21 protein-coding genes and 1 tRNA gene are annotated in these 17884 nt (G+C 51.2%); 9 read left to right on the top strand and 13 right to left on the bottom strand.

Annotated elements, in window-relative coordinates; genetic code table 11:
* The first annotated feature begins 13 nt into the window (after positions 1–13).
* The 3 genes from EFB11_RS01915 to EFB11_RS17085 are packed head-to-tail and all read left to right on the top strand — an operon-like array spanning position 14 to position 1676.
* Positions 14–544 carry a TetR/AcrR family transcriptional regulator gene (locus tag EFB11_RS01915; protein WP_243115142.1) on the top strand — a complete coding sequence of 177 codons (531 nt, stop codon included), beginning with the start codon at positions 14–16 and terminating at the stop codon, positions 542–544.
* Complete coding sequence (locus EFB11_RS01920) at positions 495–1532, top strand: zinc-dependent alcohol dehydrogenase (protein WP_243115184.1); 1038 nt, start codon at positions 495–497, stop codon at positions 1530–1532. Before EFB11_RS01915 ends, EFB11_RS01920 begins: the two co-directional genes overlap by 50 nt.
* Before the next feature lie 3 nt (positions 1533–1535).
* Complete coding sequence (locus tag EFB11_RS17085) at positions 1536–1676, top strand: hypothetical protein (RefSeq protein WP_243115143.1); 141 nt, start codon at positions 1536–1538, stop codon at positions 1674–1676.
* A gap of 630 nt (positions 1677–2306) precedes the next feature.
* Here EFB11_RS17085 and EFB11_RS01930 read toward each other — a convergent pair.
* The 4 genes from EFB11_RS01930 to EFB11_RS01945 form a co-directional block, all read right to left on the bottom strand.
* Positions 2307–2489: a hypothetical protein gene (locus tag EFB11_RS01930; RefSeq protein ID WP_122788700.1), complete on the bottom strand. Its 183-nt coding sequence runs from the start codon at positions 2487–2489 to the stop codon at positions 2307–2309.
* A 44-nt stretch (positions 2490–2533) separates the two neighbouring features.
* Positions 2534–2773, bottom strand: a complete 240-nt coding sequence (locus EFB11_RS17090) for a hypothetical protein (RefSeq protein WP_122788701.1) — start codon at positions 2771–2773, stop codon at positions 2534–2536.
* A gap of 246 nt (positions 2774–3019) precedes the next feature.
* Positions 3020–3361, bottom strand: a complete 342-nt coding sequence (locus EFB11_RS17095) for a hypothetical protein (RefSeq protein WP_164706548.1) — start codon at positions 3359–3361, stop codon at positions 3020–3022.
* A gap of 345 nt (positions 3362–3706) precedes the next feature.
* Positions 3707–4000 carry a hypothetical protein gene (locus EFB11_RS01945; protein ID WP_122788703.1) on the bottom strand — a complete coding sequence of 98 codons (294 nt, stop codon included), beginning with the start codon at positions 3998–4000 and terminating at the stop codon, positions 3707–3709.
* Between the two features lie 71 nt (positions 4001–4071).
* On the opposite strand from EFB11_RS01945, the gene EFB11_RS01950 reads away from it, so the two are divergent.
* From EFB11_RS01950 to EFB11_RS01960, 3 genes are all read left to right on the top strand, one after another.
* Positions 4072–4302, top strand: coding sequence for a hypothetical protein (locus EFB11_RS01950; RefSeq protein WP_122788704.1), 231 nt, complete (start codon positions 4072–4074; stop codon positions 4300–4302).
* A 333-nt stretch (positions 4303–4635) separates the two neighbouring features.
* Positions 4636–4941 (top strand): DUF262 domain-containing protein, encoded by a 306-nt coding sequence (locus EFB11_RS01955; protein WP_122788705.1) that lies wholly within the window; start codon positions 4636–4638, stop codon positions 4939–4941.
* Complete coding sequence (locus EFB11_RS01960) at positions 4926–6521, top strand: hypothetical protein (protein ID WP_164706549.1); 1596 nt, start codon at positions 4926–4928, stop codon at positions 6519–6521. The genes EFB11_RS01955 and EFB11_RS01960 overlap by 16 nt, the downstream gene beginning before the upstream one ends.
* 132 nt (positions 6522–6653) lie before the next feature.
* Here EFB11_RS01960 and EFB11_RS01965 read toward each other — a convergent pair.
* Positions 6654–6729 (bottom strand) — tRNA-Ala (locus EFB11_RS01965).
* A gap of 258 nt (positions 6730–6987) precedes the next feature.
* On the opposite strand from EFB11_RS01965, the gene gltX reads away from it, so the two are divergent.
* The 3 genes from gltX to EFB11_RS01980 are packed head-to-tail and all read left to right on the top strand — an operon-like array spanning position 6988 to position 10785.
* Complete coding sequence (gene gltX / locus EFB11_RS01970) at positions 6988–8640, top strand: glutamate--tRNA ligase (protein WP_122789701.1); 1653 nt, start codon at positions 6988–6990, stop codon at positions 8638–8640.
* Positions 8641–8684: 44 nt separating this feature from the next.
* Positions 8685–9107, top strand: coding sequence for a hypothetical protein (locus EFB11_RS01975; protein ID WP_122788707.1), 423 nt, complete (start codon positions 8685–8687; stop codon positions 9105–9107).
* Between the two features lie 25 nt (positions 9108–9132).
* The gene (locus EFB11_RS01980; RefSeq protein WP_122788708.1) at positions 9133–10785 is read left to right on the top strand and encodes a glutamine--tRNA ligase/YqeY domain fusion protein; all 1653 of its coding nucleotides are present in this window, start codon (positions 9133–9135) and stop codon (positions 10783–10785) included.
* A 38-nt stretch (positions 10786–10823) separates the two neighbouring features.
* On the opposite strand, the gene pdxR is transcribed toward EFB11_RS01980, so the two are convergent.
* From pdxR to accD, 8 genes are all read right to left on the bottom strand, one after another.
* The gene (pdxR, locus tag EFB11_RS01985) at positions 10824–12224 is read right to left on the bottom strand and encodes a MocR-like pyridoxine biosynthesis transcription factor PdxR (protein ID WP_122788709.1); all 1401 of its coding nucleotides are present in this window, start codon (positions 12222–12224) and stop codon (positions 10824–10826) included.
* 16 nt (positions 12225–12240) lie between these two features.
* Positions 12241–13185 carry an AEC family transporter gene (locus EFB11_RS01990; RefSeq protein WP_122788710.1) on the bottom strand — a complete coding sequence of 315 codons (945 nt, stop codon included), beginning with the start codon at positions 13183–13185 and terminating at the stop codon, positions 12241–12243.
* 54 nt (positions 13186–13239) lie between these two features.
* Complete coding sequence (locus tag EFB11_RS01995; protein WP_122788711.1) at positions 13240–14100, bottom strand: DegV family protein; 861 nt, start codon at positions 14098–14100, stop codon at positions 13240–13242.
* Positions 14101–14117: 17 nt separating this feature from the next.
* Positions 14118–14564 carry a MarR family winged helix-turn-helix transcriptional regulator gene (locus tag EFB11_RS02000; RefSeq protein ID WP_164706550.1) on the bottom strand — a complete coding sequence of 149 codons (447 nt, stop codon included), beginning with the start codon at positions 14562–14564 and terminating at the stop codon, positions 14118–14120.
* A gap of 130 nt (positions 14565–14694) precedes the next feature.
* Positions 14695–15828: an ROK family transcriptional regulator gene (locus EFB11_RS02005; RefSeq protein ID WP_164706551.1), complete on the bottom strand. Its 1134-nt coding sequence runs from the start codon at positions 15826–15828 to the stop codon at positions 14695–14697.
* Between the two features lie 134 nt (positions 15829–15962).
* A complete protein-coding gene (gene acpP / locus EFB11_RS02010) occupies positions 15963–16187 on the bottom strand; it encodes an acyl carrier protein (RefSeq protein ID WP_122788714.1) in 225 nt (74 codons plus the stop codon).
* Between the two features lie 27 nt (positions 16188–16214).
* A complete protein-coding gene (accA, locus tag EFB11_RS02015; RefSeq protein WP_122788715.1) occupies positions 16215–17006 on the bottom strand; it encodes an acetyl-CoA carboxylase carboxyl transferase subunit alpha in 792 nt (263 codons plus the stop codon).
* Positions 16999–17880 (bottom strand): acetyl-CoA carboxylase, carboxyltransferase subunit beta, encoded by an 882-nt coding sequence (gene accD / locus EFB11_RS02020; RefSeq protein WP_122788716.1) that lies wholly within the window; start codon positions 17878–17880, stop codon positions 16999–17001. The genes accA and accD overlap by 8 nt, the downstream gene beginning before the upstream one ends.
* Positions 17881–17884 lie beyond the last annotated feature (4 nt).

Raw genomic sequence — 17884 nt, forward strand, 5'->3', positions numbered from 1 at the left:
GTGATGGAAGCTGATGAAAAAAAGCAAATATTTTAATACAGCGGTTCGCATGGATCAGGCCTTTCTGGAACTTCTGGAAAAAAAGGATATGGAATATATCACAGTAAAGGAGCTTTGCAAAACAGCTGGGGTCAATCGTTCCACCTTCTATCTGCACTATGAAACCATTGGTGATTTGCTGGCGGAAAGTGTACAATACATGAACACAAAATTTGCGGAACATATGAAGCTGCATGCGGAAAGCTTTGTTTCAAAAATCCGGGAATGCCCTCTGGATGAATTATATCTGGTGACGCCTACCTACCTGATGCCTTATCTGGAATATATCGAACAGAATAAGCGCTTGTTTCGTGCGGCGTTAAAAAATGCTGGTTCCCTTCGGCTGGATGGAACTTACAGACGAATGATGGGCCGTGTTTCTCCCCATTCTGGAACGGTTTCAAGTCCCGGAGGCGGATCGAAAATATATGGTGACATTTTATGTGAACGGACTGATGGCAATTGTATCCGAGTGGTTGACAAACGATTGCCAAGATTCCATTGAGCATGTCTGCGCTATCATGGAACAATGTGTCATGTGCGGACGTAAAAAAACAGGAGGAAACAAGTTGAAAGCAGGAATTTATTTCGGCAAAGAGAATGTAGAAATTAGAGAATTGGATTTACCCGAAGTAGGGGATGACGATGTACTGGTGCAGAATATCTATTCCAGTATTTGCGGGACCGATGTAGCGGTATTTCGTCACGGTCCAAATACCGGCCACAAAGTGACGGTTGGTGGAGAGTTTGGACATGAAACGGTTTCTCGTGTCGTGAAAGTCGGGAAAAATGTTGCAGATTTTACGATTGGGGAGCGGGTGTATCCTTATCCTCTCTTTGCCAAAAACGATACGAAGCGTGCGGGAACGCTGGGGGGCTTTTCTGAGTATATCTTGATTCCGAAAGCTCGGAAAAATCACTCTCTTTATCCTGTGGATGCGCGCATTTCGGATAAACTGGCGAGTTTGATCGAGCCATTTACCGTAGGCTGCCGAGCAGCAAGGCGGGGGATGCTCCCAGCAGGCAATGGACAATATATTGCAGGACAAAATGCGGTGGTCTTTGGTTGCGGAACCATTGGAATTGCTGCGGCTGTTGCGTTCCAATATTTTGGAATGGATAAAGTGATGATATGTGATCATTCGGACTACCGTCTGCACTTAGCGGAAAAGCTTGGATTTGAAACCTGCAATCCTACAAAGGAAAATTTTAAATGTCATGCGGAAACATATTTTGAAACAGCGCCTTCATTGCTCGAAAAAACGGCCAACATTGACTGCTGGCTGGATGCCGCTGGTGTAGAATCGATCCTTGATGACTTTCAGCGCCTTGGAAAAATTGAGAGCCGGTTTGTTTCGGTTGCGGTTCATAATGCACCCCGAACCATTGACCTGCTGCACATGACTTATGCGCAGCAGAGCATCATTGGAACTGGTGGTTATATGCCGGAGGATGTATGGGATGTACAGAACATGATGTCCTGTGGAAAATAGGATTTGGAATCCATCATTACCCACGAATTTTCTCTGGATGAACTGGTACAGGCAATTCAAACTGCCGGCGATGTTAACCATGCCGGAAATGTAGTAATTCGGACAACAGCAAAGGAAACCGCTGTTGTAAAGCAGTCATATTGACATGCCGCTGGAGCTACACACTGCGCAATTACCAACTCTCCGAGCAAGCATGCAAAATGTATGTATTCACACTTCATTCTCGATATAAGTACAAGAGCAGAGAAAAGTCGATAAAAATCGTGCGTGTAGCGATTGAGCGCGATCTATAGAGGTTGTAAAAGTTTTGAAAAACTTTCTGTACGGAATCAAAGTTGGGACAAGTCCTCATGTAGATTGAAAACTGAATAAAGAACACCTGGACATGAAAGGAAATGTGCCGTGTGACAGGCCTGCCATGACCTCTGTTTCAGAGAATACGGTTTTAATAAAACAGGGCGAGCAATCAGGCTTATGCCCTAGATTTCGTCAGAATCAATACTATTCTTGTTATCAAGATGACAGATTCTTGATCTGTTGAGCAATATGGTTTCAACGCTCAACTCTGCGATTGCCTTTGAAATGGTCTGGCGGCAGGTATCCAGTTCTTCAATTTTCTTGTTGGCGTAGGCACATAGGGTCATATTGTCTCAGGTCAGCGTATCTAGCAGCTTTTCAATCTCTACCTGCGCCTCATTTTGGTAGTCAACGAAGTGGTAGACTGCCCACCTTTCATCGGCGGTTTTGATGCGATGTTCCCGCCTTACCGGTGTCCTACGCTACGGTGCGCTGTTTGATAGACACTATCTGCTTGCTTTTGGCCAATTCCATGCGATAACGGGCTTTCATCAGTTTCGTGATTTGATCGCCCACAGCGAGCTTAATGCTACCGCCCCGCTCTTCTAACTGTCTTGGCTTTTCCCACGGCTTATTGACTTTCTCCTTAATGTCCCGCATGACGTTCCTCCTTTGCCGTTAATCTGTCCCAACTTGGGACACAATTATTTGTCCACTACATCGTCGCCTAGGGTCATGGACATAAGGCGGTAAAGCGCGGTATCTCCGGGAATGGTATTGACAAGTGGGCCGATGGTGCCGCCCATACGGATCAGGCCGGAGCCAGGAACGAAATTGGTGATGTAGCCCATTTTCATATCGGAGATATGCAGTAACTTGAACAGCTCTGCTCGATCCGTTGCCGCCTGATTCAGCAGCACCAGAAACTCTTTGTTGGCAAACATGAGCCGGGCAGTTTCAGAGCGAGGTAGAAATACTTGAAAAACAGATACGCCTCGTCAATAAACTCCCATGTGTATTTACTCCGTCGCCTGTTAGAGTCGACACGGTTCTGGATGGCCTCCAACGTCGCCACAAGGCCGGTGGGGCGCAGCTACTCACCCACTTCATACAAGTACAAGTCAAAGGAGATGATGCGGCTTCCCATATCCACATTGGTCGCATAGGCGAACACATTGAGGGTGCTGATTTCAGAAGGCCAGCGCAATTTCCTGTACAGCCTCCTTCAACTGCTTCAGCACATCCTGTCGCCAGTCGGACAGCACCGAGGCGGCCCCTTTGCAGCCGTTTTTCAGATAGGGACGCAGGATGTTGGACGTGCAACGGTCAATAATGGATTTCTGTGCGCTGCCCAGCGTCCCAGTCCCCATTTGCTGCTCGATGATGCTCATAAGCACCCCGGATTTCATGACAATGGGGTTTTCGCCGTCTCCGATATCCATCAGGTTAATATGGTGGTGGCTGTGGAGGGATATCTCGATAATCTCACCACTCAACGCCGGGACAAGAGAGCCATATTCCCATTGCATCAATGACGATATCATCGTCGGTAGTCAGTACAATATTGGTGATACAGCTTTTCATGGTGACGGATTTACCGGAGCCGGATACACCCTTTGGTGAAGTACGGGCCTAGGAATCCAAACCGAAGGCTGCGAAAACATCGATCAGGCTCACGGTCTGGCTGCCGTTCTTTTAGTTGTAGGTGAATACCAGCTTATCGTCGAACATATAGATGGAGTTAAGAAAGATGCCGATGATCTGTCGCTGGTAGGCTTTATCATCCGGGTCACCGTAACGAAACCAGGAAATCCATTCGATAATATCCTCCCGGCTGTACTATGGGTGTTCCAGTTCCGCTTGCAGGATACTGGCTTTCACATTGTCACGCAGCTGCTCCAGTTCCTCCAGCCGCTGGCGGGTGCTGCTAGTGAAGATGCTTGCTGGATGGCGTTGAGCATATTCTCAATACCCCGCTCGGTGTCAGCCAACTGGCGACGGAGCAAAGGCATAGAGTTGTCTTCGATGTCTTGCAGGGCCACCAGTTCGTCTGCGATCTGGACAATTAGGTCATCCTGGAACACTCGCTGAATAGTGTACGTCACGGCGATATGTTCGATCCAGTCCTTTGGCCAGTACACCTCAGAAACGGTCCATTGACTTCGGGACAAGCCGATAATCCCCGTCTGGAACGACCGCCGAGACGGAAAAGAGGTTTGGTATCCCCAGGAACAACCGACCTTTGAGTGTTCGGTTGCAAGGGGGGTCCCTGCGGCCCGTCTCATCTACTATCGCCAGCGCATTCTGGAAGCCGGGCTGCTCATGCGCCGTTGCAGCCATCTTCTTTGGCTCGGACGCCCGCAGCACCCTGTGTAGCGACCGTTGCCAAAAAACCGCCAAGCGCCAGTTCGATGGCCGGGCCAAGGGCAAGGACTACGAGCAGGCCTACGTCCGGGAATATATGCTGGTATAACCCGCATCACCAAACTAAAAAAGGCCGGCACACCACCCGAATAGATCGGACGGGCGCGGGCCGTATTGAAGAAATTCCACAAGGAAGCATTGAACCGCAGACAGCAGGTCAAGGAGAAAAAGCTGTCCGCCAGCCAATTTATCAGCTGGATGATCGAGCTGGAGGAAGTTATTGGGAGGATTTGTAGGAGATAGGAAACACCAAACTTCCATAGTTTTTGATTTAATTTTACAATTATACTAAATTATCACTACATAAATCGTGTCATTGGATTGATATTCTCGAAAGAATATGATGTAATATACATAGCATTCTTAGGAAGGGAGTATTTCTATGAACACATGGGAGCAATCGTCATTTAGCGCGATTGAAATACACAATAGCATTACAAATGGAACTTTTGTTGTTCCCCCATATCAGCGCGGTGTCGTCTGGAGCAAAAATCAAAAAGATCAATTTGTTGACACACTAAAAAGAGGTCTTCCTTTTGGTACCATTTTGTTGTATTGGGATGAAAAAAACAACAAGTATCAAATAATTGATGGCTTACAGCGTTCATCCACTATATATGATTTCATCAACCATCCCGCTCCTTTTTTAATGATGATGATATTGAAGATAATTTGCCTGTTCAGTTAGCAAAGCTGACAGGTGTTGTAATTACATCGGGCTTGCTTCGCGATATACAAGGGAATTTGATCTCTTGGGTGCACAATGCTTTTTCCACAATGGATGATGTGCGGGATATGCAATACATAGACTATGCTATTGCTTTTACAAAACATTTTCCCTCGGCCGCAGGTAAAGAATCAGAGATTGCCAAAATCGTTCGTCCTACTTTAAAGAAATTTAAAGACTTGTGCGAAAACTTATGTACGGTGCGGATTCCTGCCATTGTGATCAAAGGTAACGATGATACTTTGCCTGAAATATTTGAAAGAATCAACTCTAAAGGGACGCAACTTTCGAAGTATCAAATTTATGCGGCATCTTGGATACATAAATATAAAATTTCATCCGCGTCGCTCTCTGAGTTCATAAAATACAACAAAGAGCGCTATGAATACATGGAGAGTGACGGGACGGATATTGCTGACTTTGATCCTATCGATTACATGAGAAATAGCAGGTTAAACTTGTTTGAAATAGCATATGCACTAGGGAAAACATTAGGTAGTAAATATCCATGCCTTTTTAACACAAAAAAAGATATCAGAGAAGTTGACAGTTTAGGTTTTACTTTAATTGCCGCCTGTTTAGGTGTAAAAAATTCTAATTTAAAAAGTCTTCATACTTCTTTCGAGAGGATTGTTGGCCAACAAAACGTTGATCTGTTTTTAGAGCGGGTTATTCAATGTGTTGATACTGCACATAAACTGATTGGAAAATTTAATAGATTTAAAGTGAATTCGCAAAGTGAAGTTGGGCCATTACATACTGAATTCCAAATCATTTCCTTAATTGCAAATATCTTTATTGCACGCTATGGACAATATTCCAAAGATGAAAATGATCGCATAGTAGACTACGCTGTGGCTTTGCAAAGTTCGAATACCACATGGGCTGACTACGAAACTTGTCTAAAACGAAATGCATGGAAAAGGTACTGTGTGGACATCCTCAATTCAAGGTGGAAAGGTGCTGGTGACAAAAAGCTGGATTCTGTGGCTTTCGATACAAACTATTTTGCAGCAGACATTCGTTGGGATGATTTTGAAAATGGTTTGCAGCAATGGTATAACTCCTCTAAACTTGAAAAAAGAGAATATAAGCGCGTAGCTTTTCCTCAAGAAGCAGAGAAAATGTTTTTAGCAATGTTATATTTACCTATTTTCTCGGCGGCAGATCAAACTGATCATTCAAAGTATGACGTTGAGCATCTGCTAACCAAAAATCTTCTCAGAAAATGCCTGGATCGATACGATGGAAAATTGCGGCTTCCTATTGGTTGTATTGGAAACTTGTGCTTACTGCCACAAAAAGAAAATCGATCGAAACGAGATAAAACGATATATGAAGACAGCTCGTTCCTTTCCAAATCTCAATACTCTTTGAGTGACTTGGAAAACAAATTCACGTTTACACGTGAAGATGATTTGAAATGGGCAAATGATTCTTCTCTGTCACAGGAAAAATTCGAAGAGTTGTACCTCCATTATATTGACCAAAGATTTGCGAATATGGTAGCTCGAATTAAAGAAAAATACTACAACTGCTAGCTGTGGGAAAGCATTGATCCCGCCGCAAAAGGGGAAGGTGCCGAATCGTTATGGCACCTTCCCCTTTTATGCAATATAAAAAATAAACCCGAACCCATCGCCAATCGGCATAAGGTTCGGATTTGTTTGTTGTGGTGGAGATAAGCGGGATCGAACCGCTGACCTCTTGAATGCCATTCAAGCGCTCTCCCAGCTGAGCTATACCCCCATGCCGTTGCTCGACAATAGATATTATAAAAAATGCACTCCCTTTTGTCAAGTGCTTTTTTCAAGAATCTCGTGCCCGCCCATCTGTCCCACTGCACGATATTTTCGTACAAAAACACAAAACCCCACGCTTTGGCAAGAAAATCCGGCAATCTTCTTGCAATCGGAACGGTTTGTGGTAAAATGAATGGGTATAGTGTATTAAGAGTGGAAATATCCCCTTTTATACCATCTTTGGATTCGGAGAGTATCAGTTATGATGGATTGGAAGTATCTTGCGGACAAACTGTTTCCGCATATCGTAGAAACCCCGGAGCAGGTAGAAGCGCGCTATCCCAAGCGCAATCTGCCGGAGGGCGCCAAAGTCACCCGTATGGGGCCCAGCCCGACCGGCTTTATGCACTTGGGCAACCTGTATGGCGCACTGGTCGATGAGCGCTTGGCCCATCAATCGGGCGGTGTATTCTATCTTCGCATTGAGGATACCGACCGCAAGCGCGAAGTCGAAGGCGGTGTACAGACGATCATCGATGCGTTTTCGGCTTTCGGCTTGCCGTTCGATGAAGGCGCTACCCTGGACGGCGAAACCGGCGACTATGGTCCCTATCGCCAGTCGCAGCGCGCACAGATCTACCAAACCTTTGTCAAATCGCTCATGGAGCGCGGCATGGCCTATCCCTGCTTCTGCACCGAAGAAGAACTGGCTGCCGCCCATGCTGAGCAGGAAAAGAATAAAGAAAACTTCGGCTATTACGGCAAATATGCCGTCTGGCGCGACCGGACCCTCGAAGACATCGAAGCTGAACTGGCGAAGGGCACTCCGTATGTCGTGCGCTTCCGCTCGGAAGGCAGCATCGACCATAAGATCCGCCACGAGGACCTGGTCAAGGGCAAGATGGAAGTCACCGAAAACGATCAGGATGTCGTCATCCTCAAATCGGACGGTATCCCGACTTATCACTTTGCGCATGTTGTCGACGACCATCTGATGGGCACCACCGTGGTCGTGCGCGGCGAAGAATGGCTGGCCACCCTGCCGGTTCATTTGCAGCTCTTCCGTGCGATGGGCTGGAAGGCACCCAAGTACGCTCACACCGCCCAGCTGATGAAGATCGATGAAGAAACCGGCGGCAAGCGCAAGTTGTCCAAGCGCAAGGACCCGGAACTGGCCCTCACCTATTATGCTAAGGAAGGCTATCCGGCTCCCTGTGTGCTCGAATACCTCATGACGCTGCTCAACTCCAACTTTGAGGAATGGCGGCGCACCAATCCGACCGCACCGATGAACGACTTCCCGTTCTCCACCAAGAAGATGAGCGGTTCGGGTGCGCTGTTTGACATTGACAAGCTTCAGGACGTGTCCAAAAACGTCATCTCCCGCATGAGCGCCGACGAAGTTTATGATTTCGTTTCCGCCTGGAGTGCTGAGCACGACCCGGCTTTCCATGCTCTGTTCACCCGCGACCCGGACAAATCCCGTGCCTTCCTGGCCATCGGCCGCGGTGGCAAGAAGCCGCGCAAGGACATTGCCCTGTGGAGCGATGTCAAGCCGTGTATGGATTTCCTGTTTGATGAATTATTCCAGCCCGATTACACCATGCCCGAGCGGGTCAGCGCGGCCGATGCCAAGGCCATGCTGGACGACTTTGCGCAGGTCTTTGACCCGGCCGACACGCCGGACGGCTTCTTTGAAAAGATGAAGGCCATCGCCGAAAAGCACGGCTATGCTGCCGATACCAAGGCATATAAGGCAAATCCCGACCAGTACAAGGGCGCTGTGGGCGATGTATCCATGGTCATCCGTGTTGCGGTCGCTGGCCGGCAAAATGCGCCCGACCTGCAAAGCGTAATGCACATCATGGGCCGTGAGCAGGTGCTCGCGCGTCTGGCCGCGTGCAAAGAGGCACTGTAAAACCATCCAGGCGGGCTCCGTTTTGAGTAAGGAGGTTTGTTAGCATGACCCTGCGAAAACTTCTCATCCTCGGTTCGATGTTCGTGCTTCTCTCTGGTTGCGGCCAGTCCGCGCCGGATGCAGCTGCATCCGTTCAGGGAGTCGAAGCACCCACCCACTTTTTGGACAACCTATCCCTGTCCGATTCCGTGACTGCAAGCGATGCGGAAGGCCGCACAGTGGTGTTTGGTACATTGGACGACGCCAGCATGCAGCAGGTTGAGGATTATTGGGCTGCTGTACTTGCCGCCGACGATTCTGCGGAGGCGCGGGATGCGACCATCTCTTCCACGCTGGAAATCGAACTGGAAGATCAAACGGTTACCATGACCATCATTTCCGACCTGCCGGAGTATTTAGAGGCCCATGGCATTCCAGATGACGGGCTCAGCCGCCAAAATTTTGCCTATTGTATTGAAAAAACATAAACCGAAAGGGGTTACTTGAAATTCCATGGAAGTGAACAACTTTCTCACCGAAATCATTGACGCCGATCTGGCCGCTGGCCTGACCGAACAGATCCACACCCGTTTTCCGCCCGAACCCAACGGCTATCTGCACATCGGTTCGGCCAAGGCTATTTTCATCAACTGGTCGATTGCCAAAAAATATAACGGCAAGTTCAACTTGCGCTTTGATGACACCAACCCGGTGCGCGAAGATGACGAATACGTCCAGGCCATCGACCGAGACATCGTCTGGCTGACCGGCGAAGAGCCCAACGGCGGTATCTTCTACGGTTCGGACTATTTTGAAACCTGCTATGACTGCGCGGTTGCGCTCATCAAGGCAGGCAAGGCTTATGTCTGTGACCTGACCCAGGAAGAAATGCGCGCGCAGCGCGGTACCCTGACCGAACCGGGTCAGAACAGCCCGTACCGTGACCGCTCGGTCGAGGAAAACCTGGCCCTGTTCCAGGCCATGCGCAACGGGGAATTCCCGGACGGTTCCAAGACCCTGCGCGCCAAGATTGATATGGCCAGCCCAAACATGAACCTGCGTGACCCGGCGATCTACCGCATCGTGCGGGCGCATCATCACCGCCAGGGTGATAAGTGGTGCATTTATCCGCTGTATGACTTTGCGCATCCCATTCAGGATGCCCTGGAAGGCATCACCCATTCGATGTGCTCGATCGAATTTGAAAACCATCGTCCGCTGTATGAGTGGGTCGTAGACAACTGCCCCCTGCCCCATCATCCCAAGCAGCGTGAATTTGCCCGCTTGAACGTCACCCATACGGTCATGAGCAAACGTTATCTGCGTGAACTGGTCTTCGAAGGCCATGTCGAGGGCTGGGATGACCCGCGTATGCCGACCCTGTGCGGTCTGCGCCGCCGCGGTTATACGCCGAGCGCAATTTTGGATTTTGTACAGCGTGCCGGCATTGCCAAGGCTAATTCGCTGGTGGACATCCGTCTGCTGGAGCACTGCATCCGCGAAGAGCTCAACGAGACCGCACTGCGCCGCATGGCCGTCACCGAACCGATCAAGCTGACCATCACCAACTATCCGGCCGATAAGACCGAATATTTCGAAGTACCCAACAATCCGCGCGACGAAGCGGCTGGTTCCCGTCAGGTACCCTTCACCGGCACGCTCTACATCGAAAAGAGCGACTTTGCCGAGGTTCCGCCTCCGAAGTTCCAGCGCTTAAAGCCGGGCGGCGAAGTTCGTCTGATGGGCGCCTATATCGTCAAGTGCAATGAGATCATCAAGGATGACGCAGGTGAGATCGTTGAACTGCGCTGCACTGCCGATTTGGAAACCGGCAACGGTATGCCGACCGATGGCCGCAAGATCCGCGGTACCATCCACTGGGTATCGGCTGGGCATGCCATCGATGCAACCTGCTATCTGTACGACCATTTGTTTACGCTGGAAAATACCGGCGATGTGCCCGAAGGCACCAACTATCTGGATTATCTCAATCCGGATTCGCTCAAGAAGCTGGAAGGCTGCAAGATGGAACCCTCGATCGCAGATGTTCCGGCAGGCACCCGTATGCAGTTTGTACGCATGGGGTATTTCATCAAGGATGAAGAGCCCGGTCGTTTCAATCGCATCGTAACCTTGAAGGACAGCTTTTCCAAGACTCTGAAGTAACACCAAAAAGGACGGGCAGGCTTGCCTGTCCTTTTCTTTTATGTCCACGCCCGTTCCAGCGCGGCTACGGCCCCTTCCAAATCGGTGGCTGGCAATCCGGCATAGCCCAAAATGACCGTGGATGCTGGGCATCCGCTCCCCTCGCCGCTGTAATAGCCTGACAAGCCGGACACCCGCACCCCCTGCTCATAGGCGCGTAAAACCATCTGTTCTTCGCTCCATTTGCCGTCTAGGGTCAGCAGGATATGCAGACCTGCCTCTGCGCCGCGGATGCGGATGTGCGGCCCCAGTGCGCTGCGTTGCAAGGCTGCCAGCAACGCATCCCGCCGTCCCTTATACAGGTTGCGGATGCGCGATACATGGCGTTCAAAACTGCCGGTGCGCAGGAACTGTGCCAGCGTATACTGTTCAAAGCTGGGGACCGTGGATGCATAAAATCCCAACTTGCTGCGGTAGGCCTCGAACAGGCGTCGCGGCAGCACCATATAGCCGATGCGCAGCGAAGGCGCCAGGCTTTTGGCGAAGGTATTGAGATAGATCACCCGGTCGGCGTGGTCCAGCTCTTTCATGGCCGGAATCGGACGGGAGGCGTAGCGGAACTCAGAATCGTAATCGTCTTCAATGATATAGCGGTCCTGGCCGTCGATCGCCCATTGCAGCACATCCCGACGTCGGGCAGCCGGCATGACCACGCCCAAGGGGAAATGATGTGAGGGCGTCAGATACACCGCCCCTGCCCCGCTGCGGCGCAGCAAACCGACCCGCAGTCCCTGCGCGTCGAGCGCCACCGGCGCGACCGACGCGCCATTGGCCCGAAAGATTCGCTCCAGCTTCGGATAGCCCGGATTTTCGATGGAATATACCCGTTCGCGCCCCAAAAGCTGAATAATCAAACTAAGCAGATATTCCGAACCCGCGCCCACGATGACCTGCTCCGGGCTGGTGCGGATGCCGCGAAATTCGGCCAGATACCGGCAGATCTCCTGCCGCAATTCGGGCGCGCCCTGCGGCGGCGCCGCCGCCAGAAGCTGGCTGGCGCGCGATGTCAGTTCTCCGCGCAGCAGCCGTGCCCAGGTCGCAAAGGGAAAACAGCCGGTATCGACGGTGTTGGTCTGAAAATCATACCGCACGGTATCCTCTGTGGGTGCTTGAGTGGGTGCTTCCCCACCCCACACCGCGGGCGCGGGATACCGTTCCATTGCCTGCACAAAATATCCAGACCGCGGTTTGGATATTACATAGCCCTCTGCCAGAAGCTGACTATATGCCGTTTCGACCGTGATGGGACTGATTTTCAGATGCTCGGCCAGCCGCCGTTTGGACGGCAATTTCTCCCCGCCCGCTAAAGAACCATCCATGATATCCTGCCGGATGGCCCGATAAAGCTGCTCATACAGCGGCGCTTTGGCGGCTGTATCCAAATGATAAGTTCGCATCATTCTCCCCCTTCCTGGTCTAAATCGCGCCGATGGAATGCATGATATAGAGTGCTGCGGTCATCGTCAGGGCAGACAGCGCCGTCGTCAACACAATGATCGACGAGGACAAAACCGCATCGCCGTCCATGTTCTTGGTCATGATGTAACAGGTCACGGTACTCGGTGCGCCGGTCATAATGAGCAGCGCGACCAGGGCCTGGTCGCGGAACCCCATGGCATAGGCAATCGGCAGGAAAATCCCCGGCAGCACCACCAGTTTGATGAGGGATGCTGCAATGGTCGGTCCCAGCTTCTGAATGGCTTTGGCACCCTCAAAGCCTGCACCGATGGAAACGAGTGCCAGAGGCGTTGCCGGAGCGGCAAACATATCCAAGGTCTTTGTGACCACGGCTGGGAAATCGACTTCCAGCAGCGAAAACGGCAGGCCGCATAAGATGCCCAGAATGATGGGGTTGGTCAAAATACCGACTAGCGTGCTACGCAGCAAACTGCGTCCCGGCTGGCGGCTGTTTGACCGCACGGTCAGCACCAGCACCGCATAGATATTGTACAACGGCACGGTCGCCACGATCATCAGCGGCGCCAGACCGGCATCGCCATAAATGTTCTGGATAAATGCCACGCCCAACACGGCCAGTGAGCCCCGAAACGCACCTTGGGTAAAGGCGCCGATCATGCTTTTATCGCGCAGAAACAATTCCGCGCCTGCCCAGATGGCAAAAAAGTAAACCGTGGTCGAGATGGCGCAAAACAGAAAAAATTTCAGATCAAATGTTTCGGTGATGCGTCCGGCAGCAATATCTCGAAACAACAAAATGGGCAGAAACAATTTAAAAATTACCTTGTCCGCCCCGGCGATAAAGCCTTCGGAAAAAAAGCCGCGCCGTTTGAGCACATAACTCAAAAAAATCACCGCAAAAATCGGCAATGTGGCGTTTAAACTATATACGAGACTGTCCAAACCAACACTTCCCCCTAAAAAATAGGGGTGGTCCAGATGACCACCCCATTCTGTTTACCAGCGTGCAGCCTTTTCTTCAAACGACAGGCCGACTGCTCCTGCTCCAATATAGGTCCCGATCACAGCACCCACGCTGTGAATATGGGCCCGAATACCCGGCACAACATGTTTCAGTTCCTGTACCAGCGCATGAGCCTGCGCCGGTGCATCTGCATGGATGACAATGACCTGGCTCAGGTCTTTGGCGCACTCCAAAAATTTTTGTACCAATTTCTGTTTGATTTGCGCGGCGCCACGGCATTTGCCGCAGTCGGTTGCAAGACCTTCCACCACGGTCAAAATGGGCTTGATACCCAGCAGACCGCCCATCGCTGCGCGCACATTGCCGATTCGGCCGCCCCGACGCAGATATTCCAAGGTTTCCGGCACGAAATAGATGGCGGCGGTATGCTGCATCTCTTCCATGCGCTGCAAAATTTCGTCAATGGACGCTCCTGCCTGCGCCATCTGCGCAGCTGCTTCTGCCATCAGGCCGGTCGCGGTACAGCCGTTATACGAGTCAATCACATGAATTTTCGGTGCAAACCCGTGTTCTTCCAGCAAGGACGCCGCCAAAGTGGCCGAACGGACCGTACCAGACAGGCCCCCTGCAATGGTGATGCAGACAATATGCTCAGCATCCGCATAGGTGCGGAACACACGCATGAACATTTCCGGGCTCGGCTGGGAAGTTTTGGGCAGTTCGCTTGTTTTGCCAAGCCGACGGTAAAACTGCGCCGGCGTCAGTTCCAAGCCCTCTAAAAAATGCTCTTCTCCAAACGAAACGGTCAACGGAACCATGGTGAAGCCAGCGGCCAACGCCTGTTCGGGCGAATAATCGCAGCTGGAGTCGGAAATGACAACGATTTTCTGCATAGGCTCTCCTTTTGTGTCTATGTGGATTCGGATTCCGATAGGAAAAATTTTTGTAATTTGAGTAAACTGTCCGCCAGGATGGAGGTTTCCTGTGGGGTTAACTCGCTGACGGCAGCTTCGAGCATACGATCCTGAAATTGTTTGTGGTATTCATAGACTGCCCGCCCCTTTGCGGTCAGCCGCACGTTGACCACCCGCTTGTCTTTGTGGTCCCGTGCTCGTTCGACCAATCCTTTGGTTTCTAACCGGTCACAGGCCACAGTCAAAGTGGCCATCGTCACACCAAGCGCCTTGGACACCTCACTCATACGGCGCGGTTGATGGTCACCGATCTTTTCGATGATGTGGATTTCGGTAATGGAAATCTCCGCATCCAGACTGGTCGACAGGGAACGTTCTTCAATTTTGTTGATTCGTCCCCAAACATCAACCAAAAATGTATGAATAGTTTCATAATCGGACATCTCCATCCCTCCCTCCAAAATAATTTATTTGACAAACTAATTATATCATATGCCTTGCCGGGGTACAAGCTGAAAACCGATTTTATCGCGTAAATTTAAACAGCAGAATGCTATGCATTCTGCTGTTTCCTTACACTTGCTCGATAAATTGTTTGATAAAGTGCAGCGCCACCCCGATGCAGTTGGCTTTGCTGCCGCATGCGCCAATATGCAGATACGCTGCATTGTTTTCAAAGGCATTGAGCTTTTGCAGCCGCATGCGCAAATCGGGCAGATAGTCGGCCAAAAACGGCGAAATCCGTCCGCCCAGCATGACATCACAGTCAAAATTCATGCGGATATTATAAATTCCCAGAGCCAAATAGTCCAAGTAGCGATTCCACACGCGGATGAGTTCATCCTCCCCATCCTGCAAGCCCTGGAAAAATTCTTCTGTGCTCTTCCCCAGATCATCGGTCAGGCGCGCCGTAGAACAATAGGCCTCCAAACAGCCTCGTTTGCCACAATGACACAACGCGCCCCCTGGATGGACACAGGTATGGCCAAATTCCGCGCTGCGGCCATTCTTCCCCATGTAAGGCTTTCCTTCCAGCAGCAAGGCACCGCCAACACCCTTGCCCAAATACAGATACGCCATATTGTCCTGCATATAGTGCATCCAGCCTTCGGCCACGCCGCCCGCGGAAGCATCGTTCTGCACAAAGCAGGGATACGGAATGCGTTCAGTGATTTGCCGGATGTTCAGTTTGCGCACAGCCAGCACAGGCGATACGGTGACTACACTTTGGTCCTTGTCCACAATGCCGGGTACAGTGATGCCAATGCCCAAAAGCTGTGACCGTTTCAGGTCATACGCATCCAGAAATCGTTCCAGTTCTTGGGCCAGATATTTATAATACAGCGCATTGTCCTGGAACTGCTGTTCCACTTCGGTAAACGCGATTTCCCGCGCCCGCAGATCAACGGCTACATAACGAATGTGCTTGGGAGATAATTCAATGCCGACCGCAAAACGAGCCGCCGGGTCCACGGCGATTTGCCGTGCTTTTCGGCCGCCGGTCGATTCTTCGGTCCCCACATAGGAAATCAGCCCTTGTTCCAGCAATTCTTTGAGGTTTTGCGTCACCGTCGGCATACTGATTTCCAAGCTTTGTTCGATATCCCGCTTGGTTTTTGGGGTTTCCTGTTCGTATAAGTACATGTATACACGATTTCGGTTGACGCGGCGCACTTCGGATGCCGAAAGCTTATCCGATGCCTTCAAACGGAACACCACCTTTTGCATATCTCTTTTGTTATCATATCACAAATTATCACAAATTACAAATAATATGACCTTTTTTTACCACAAAAGAAAGCGACTGCCCAAAGGCAGCCGCTTTCAAAGGTTCGCTGGACTTATTGATGCTCGTCGATGTACTTCACGATGTCGCCGATGGTAGACAGCTTCATAGCTTCCTCATCGGAGATGGTGATACCGAACTGCTCTTCCAGATCCATCATCAGCTCAACTACGTCGAGGGAGTCGGCGTTCAGGTCGTCCTTGATGGAAGTATCCATGGTCATGGTGGAAGCGTCGGCGTCGAACTTGTCGGCAAGCAGCTCACAGATTTTCTCAAACATTGGTTTAACTCTCCTTACATTTCTTGTTTAAATTTGGTTTATTTCCTGGAAAACTCCGATTTTTCGGAATTTTTCATACCGTTTTTCCAGCATTGCATCCATATCCGGTTCGGCCATCAGTTCGCGCAGCACCAGCGTGAGCGCTTTCTTGACATTCTTGACCATAGCCGGACCTTCGGGGATGATGCCCTCGATCATGCCAAACCCATACAGGTCCTGGGCGGTGATTTTGAGACATTCGGCCGCCTCAATCTCTCGGCTGGCATCCTTCCACAGGATGGAAGCACAGCCGCGCGGAGAAATGACCGAATACAGCGCATTTTCCATCATCAGCACCCGGTCGGCCACAGCTAGCGCCAATGCGCCGCCTGAGCCGCCTTCCCCGGTCACGATGCTGACCACGGGAGTCCGCAATGCCATGAAGTCATACAGGCACCGGGCAATCGCCTCGCCCTGCCCGCGCTCTTCGGCGCCGACGCCGCAAAAGGCACCCGGCGTATCGACAAAGCACAGTACCGGCCGGCCAAACTTTTCCGCCTGATGCGCCAGACGCAACGCCTTGCGGTAGCCTTCCGGATGGGGCATGCCAAAGTTTGCGGCAATGTTCTCCTCGGTCGTCTTGCCCTTGCGGTGGCCAATGACGGTCACCGGCATACCGCCGAACAGACCGATGCCTGCACAGATGGCCGAATCCTCGGCATACGCCCGGTCGCCATGCAGCTCGACAAAATCATCAAACAGCGCTGCGACATAGTCGTCAATGGTCGGACGCTTGGGGTCATGGATGATCTGCAATTTTTCCCGAACCGATTCAGCCACGTGCGCTCACCTGCCTTTTCTGCGTTTTCTTCCCCTGCGGCTGATGGAGCTTCAGCAGGGTCGTGAGCGTCTGCTTCATTTGGTTCCGCGCAACTATCTTATCACAAAAGCCGTGGTCGCGCAAGAACTCTGCGGTCTGAAAATCATCGGGTAATTTTTCACCGATCGTGCCTTCGATTACGCGGCGGCCGGCAAAGCCCACCGTCGCATGCGGTTCAGCCAGAATAATGTCGCCCAGAGACGCATAACTCGCCGTTACACCGCCGGTCGTCGGGTCGGTCAAAACCGTGATATACAGCAGCCCGGCATCCGAATGACGGCGTGCTGCGCCCGATACCTTGGCCATTTGCAGCAGGGAGAACATGCCTTCCTGCATGCGGGCGCCGCCCGAACAGGTGAACAGCACCACCGGCAGACGGTGCTCGGTCGCGTACTCAAACAGACGCGCCAGCTTTTCGCCGACCACGCTGCCCATGGACGCCATCATAAAATGGCTGTCCATCACACCCAGGCAGGTCTGTACGCCGCCGATCGTGCAAATGCCGGTCACGACCGCGTCGTTCATACCGGTCTTTTGGGTCAGATCACGAATCTTTTCGGTGTACCCGTCAAATTGCAGCGGATTGAGCGTTTTCAGCCCGCCAAACAGTTCGTGGAAGCTATCTGCGTCCGCCGTAAAGCGGATGCGCGTACGGGCCAGCAGGCGGCTGTAACGGCCGCATACCGGACAGACATACAGGTTGCGACCAAAATTGCGGGCCTTGAGCTCGGCTCCACAGCCTTTGCAGATCTTGACCGGCTTGGGCTCTTCCTCGGTTTCACCCTTCATGCGCATGGAGCTGTCACGGGTCTTTTGGAACAAATCGATTAACACACGG

The organism is Intestinibacillus sp. Marseille-P6563, from assembly GCF_900604335.1.
GTDB lineage: Bacteria > Bacillota > Clostridia > Oscillospirales > Butyricicoccaceae > Butyricicoccus_B.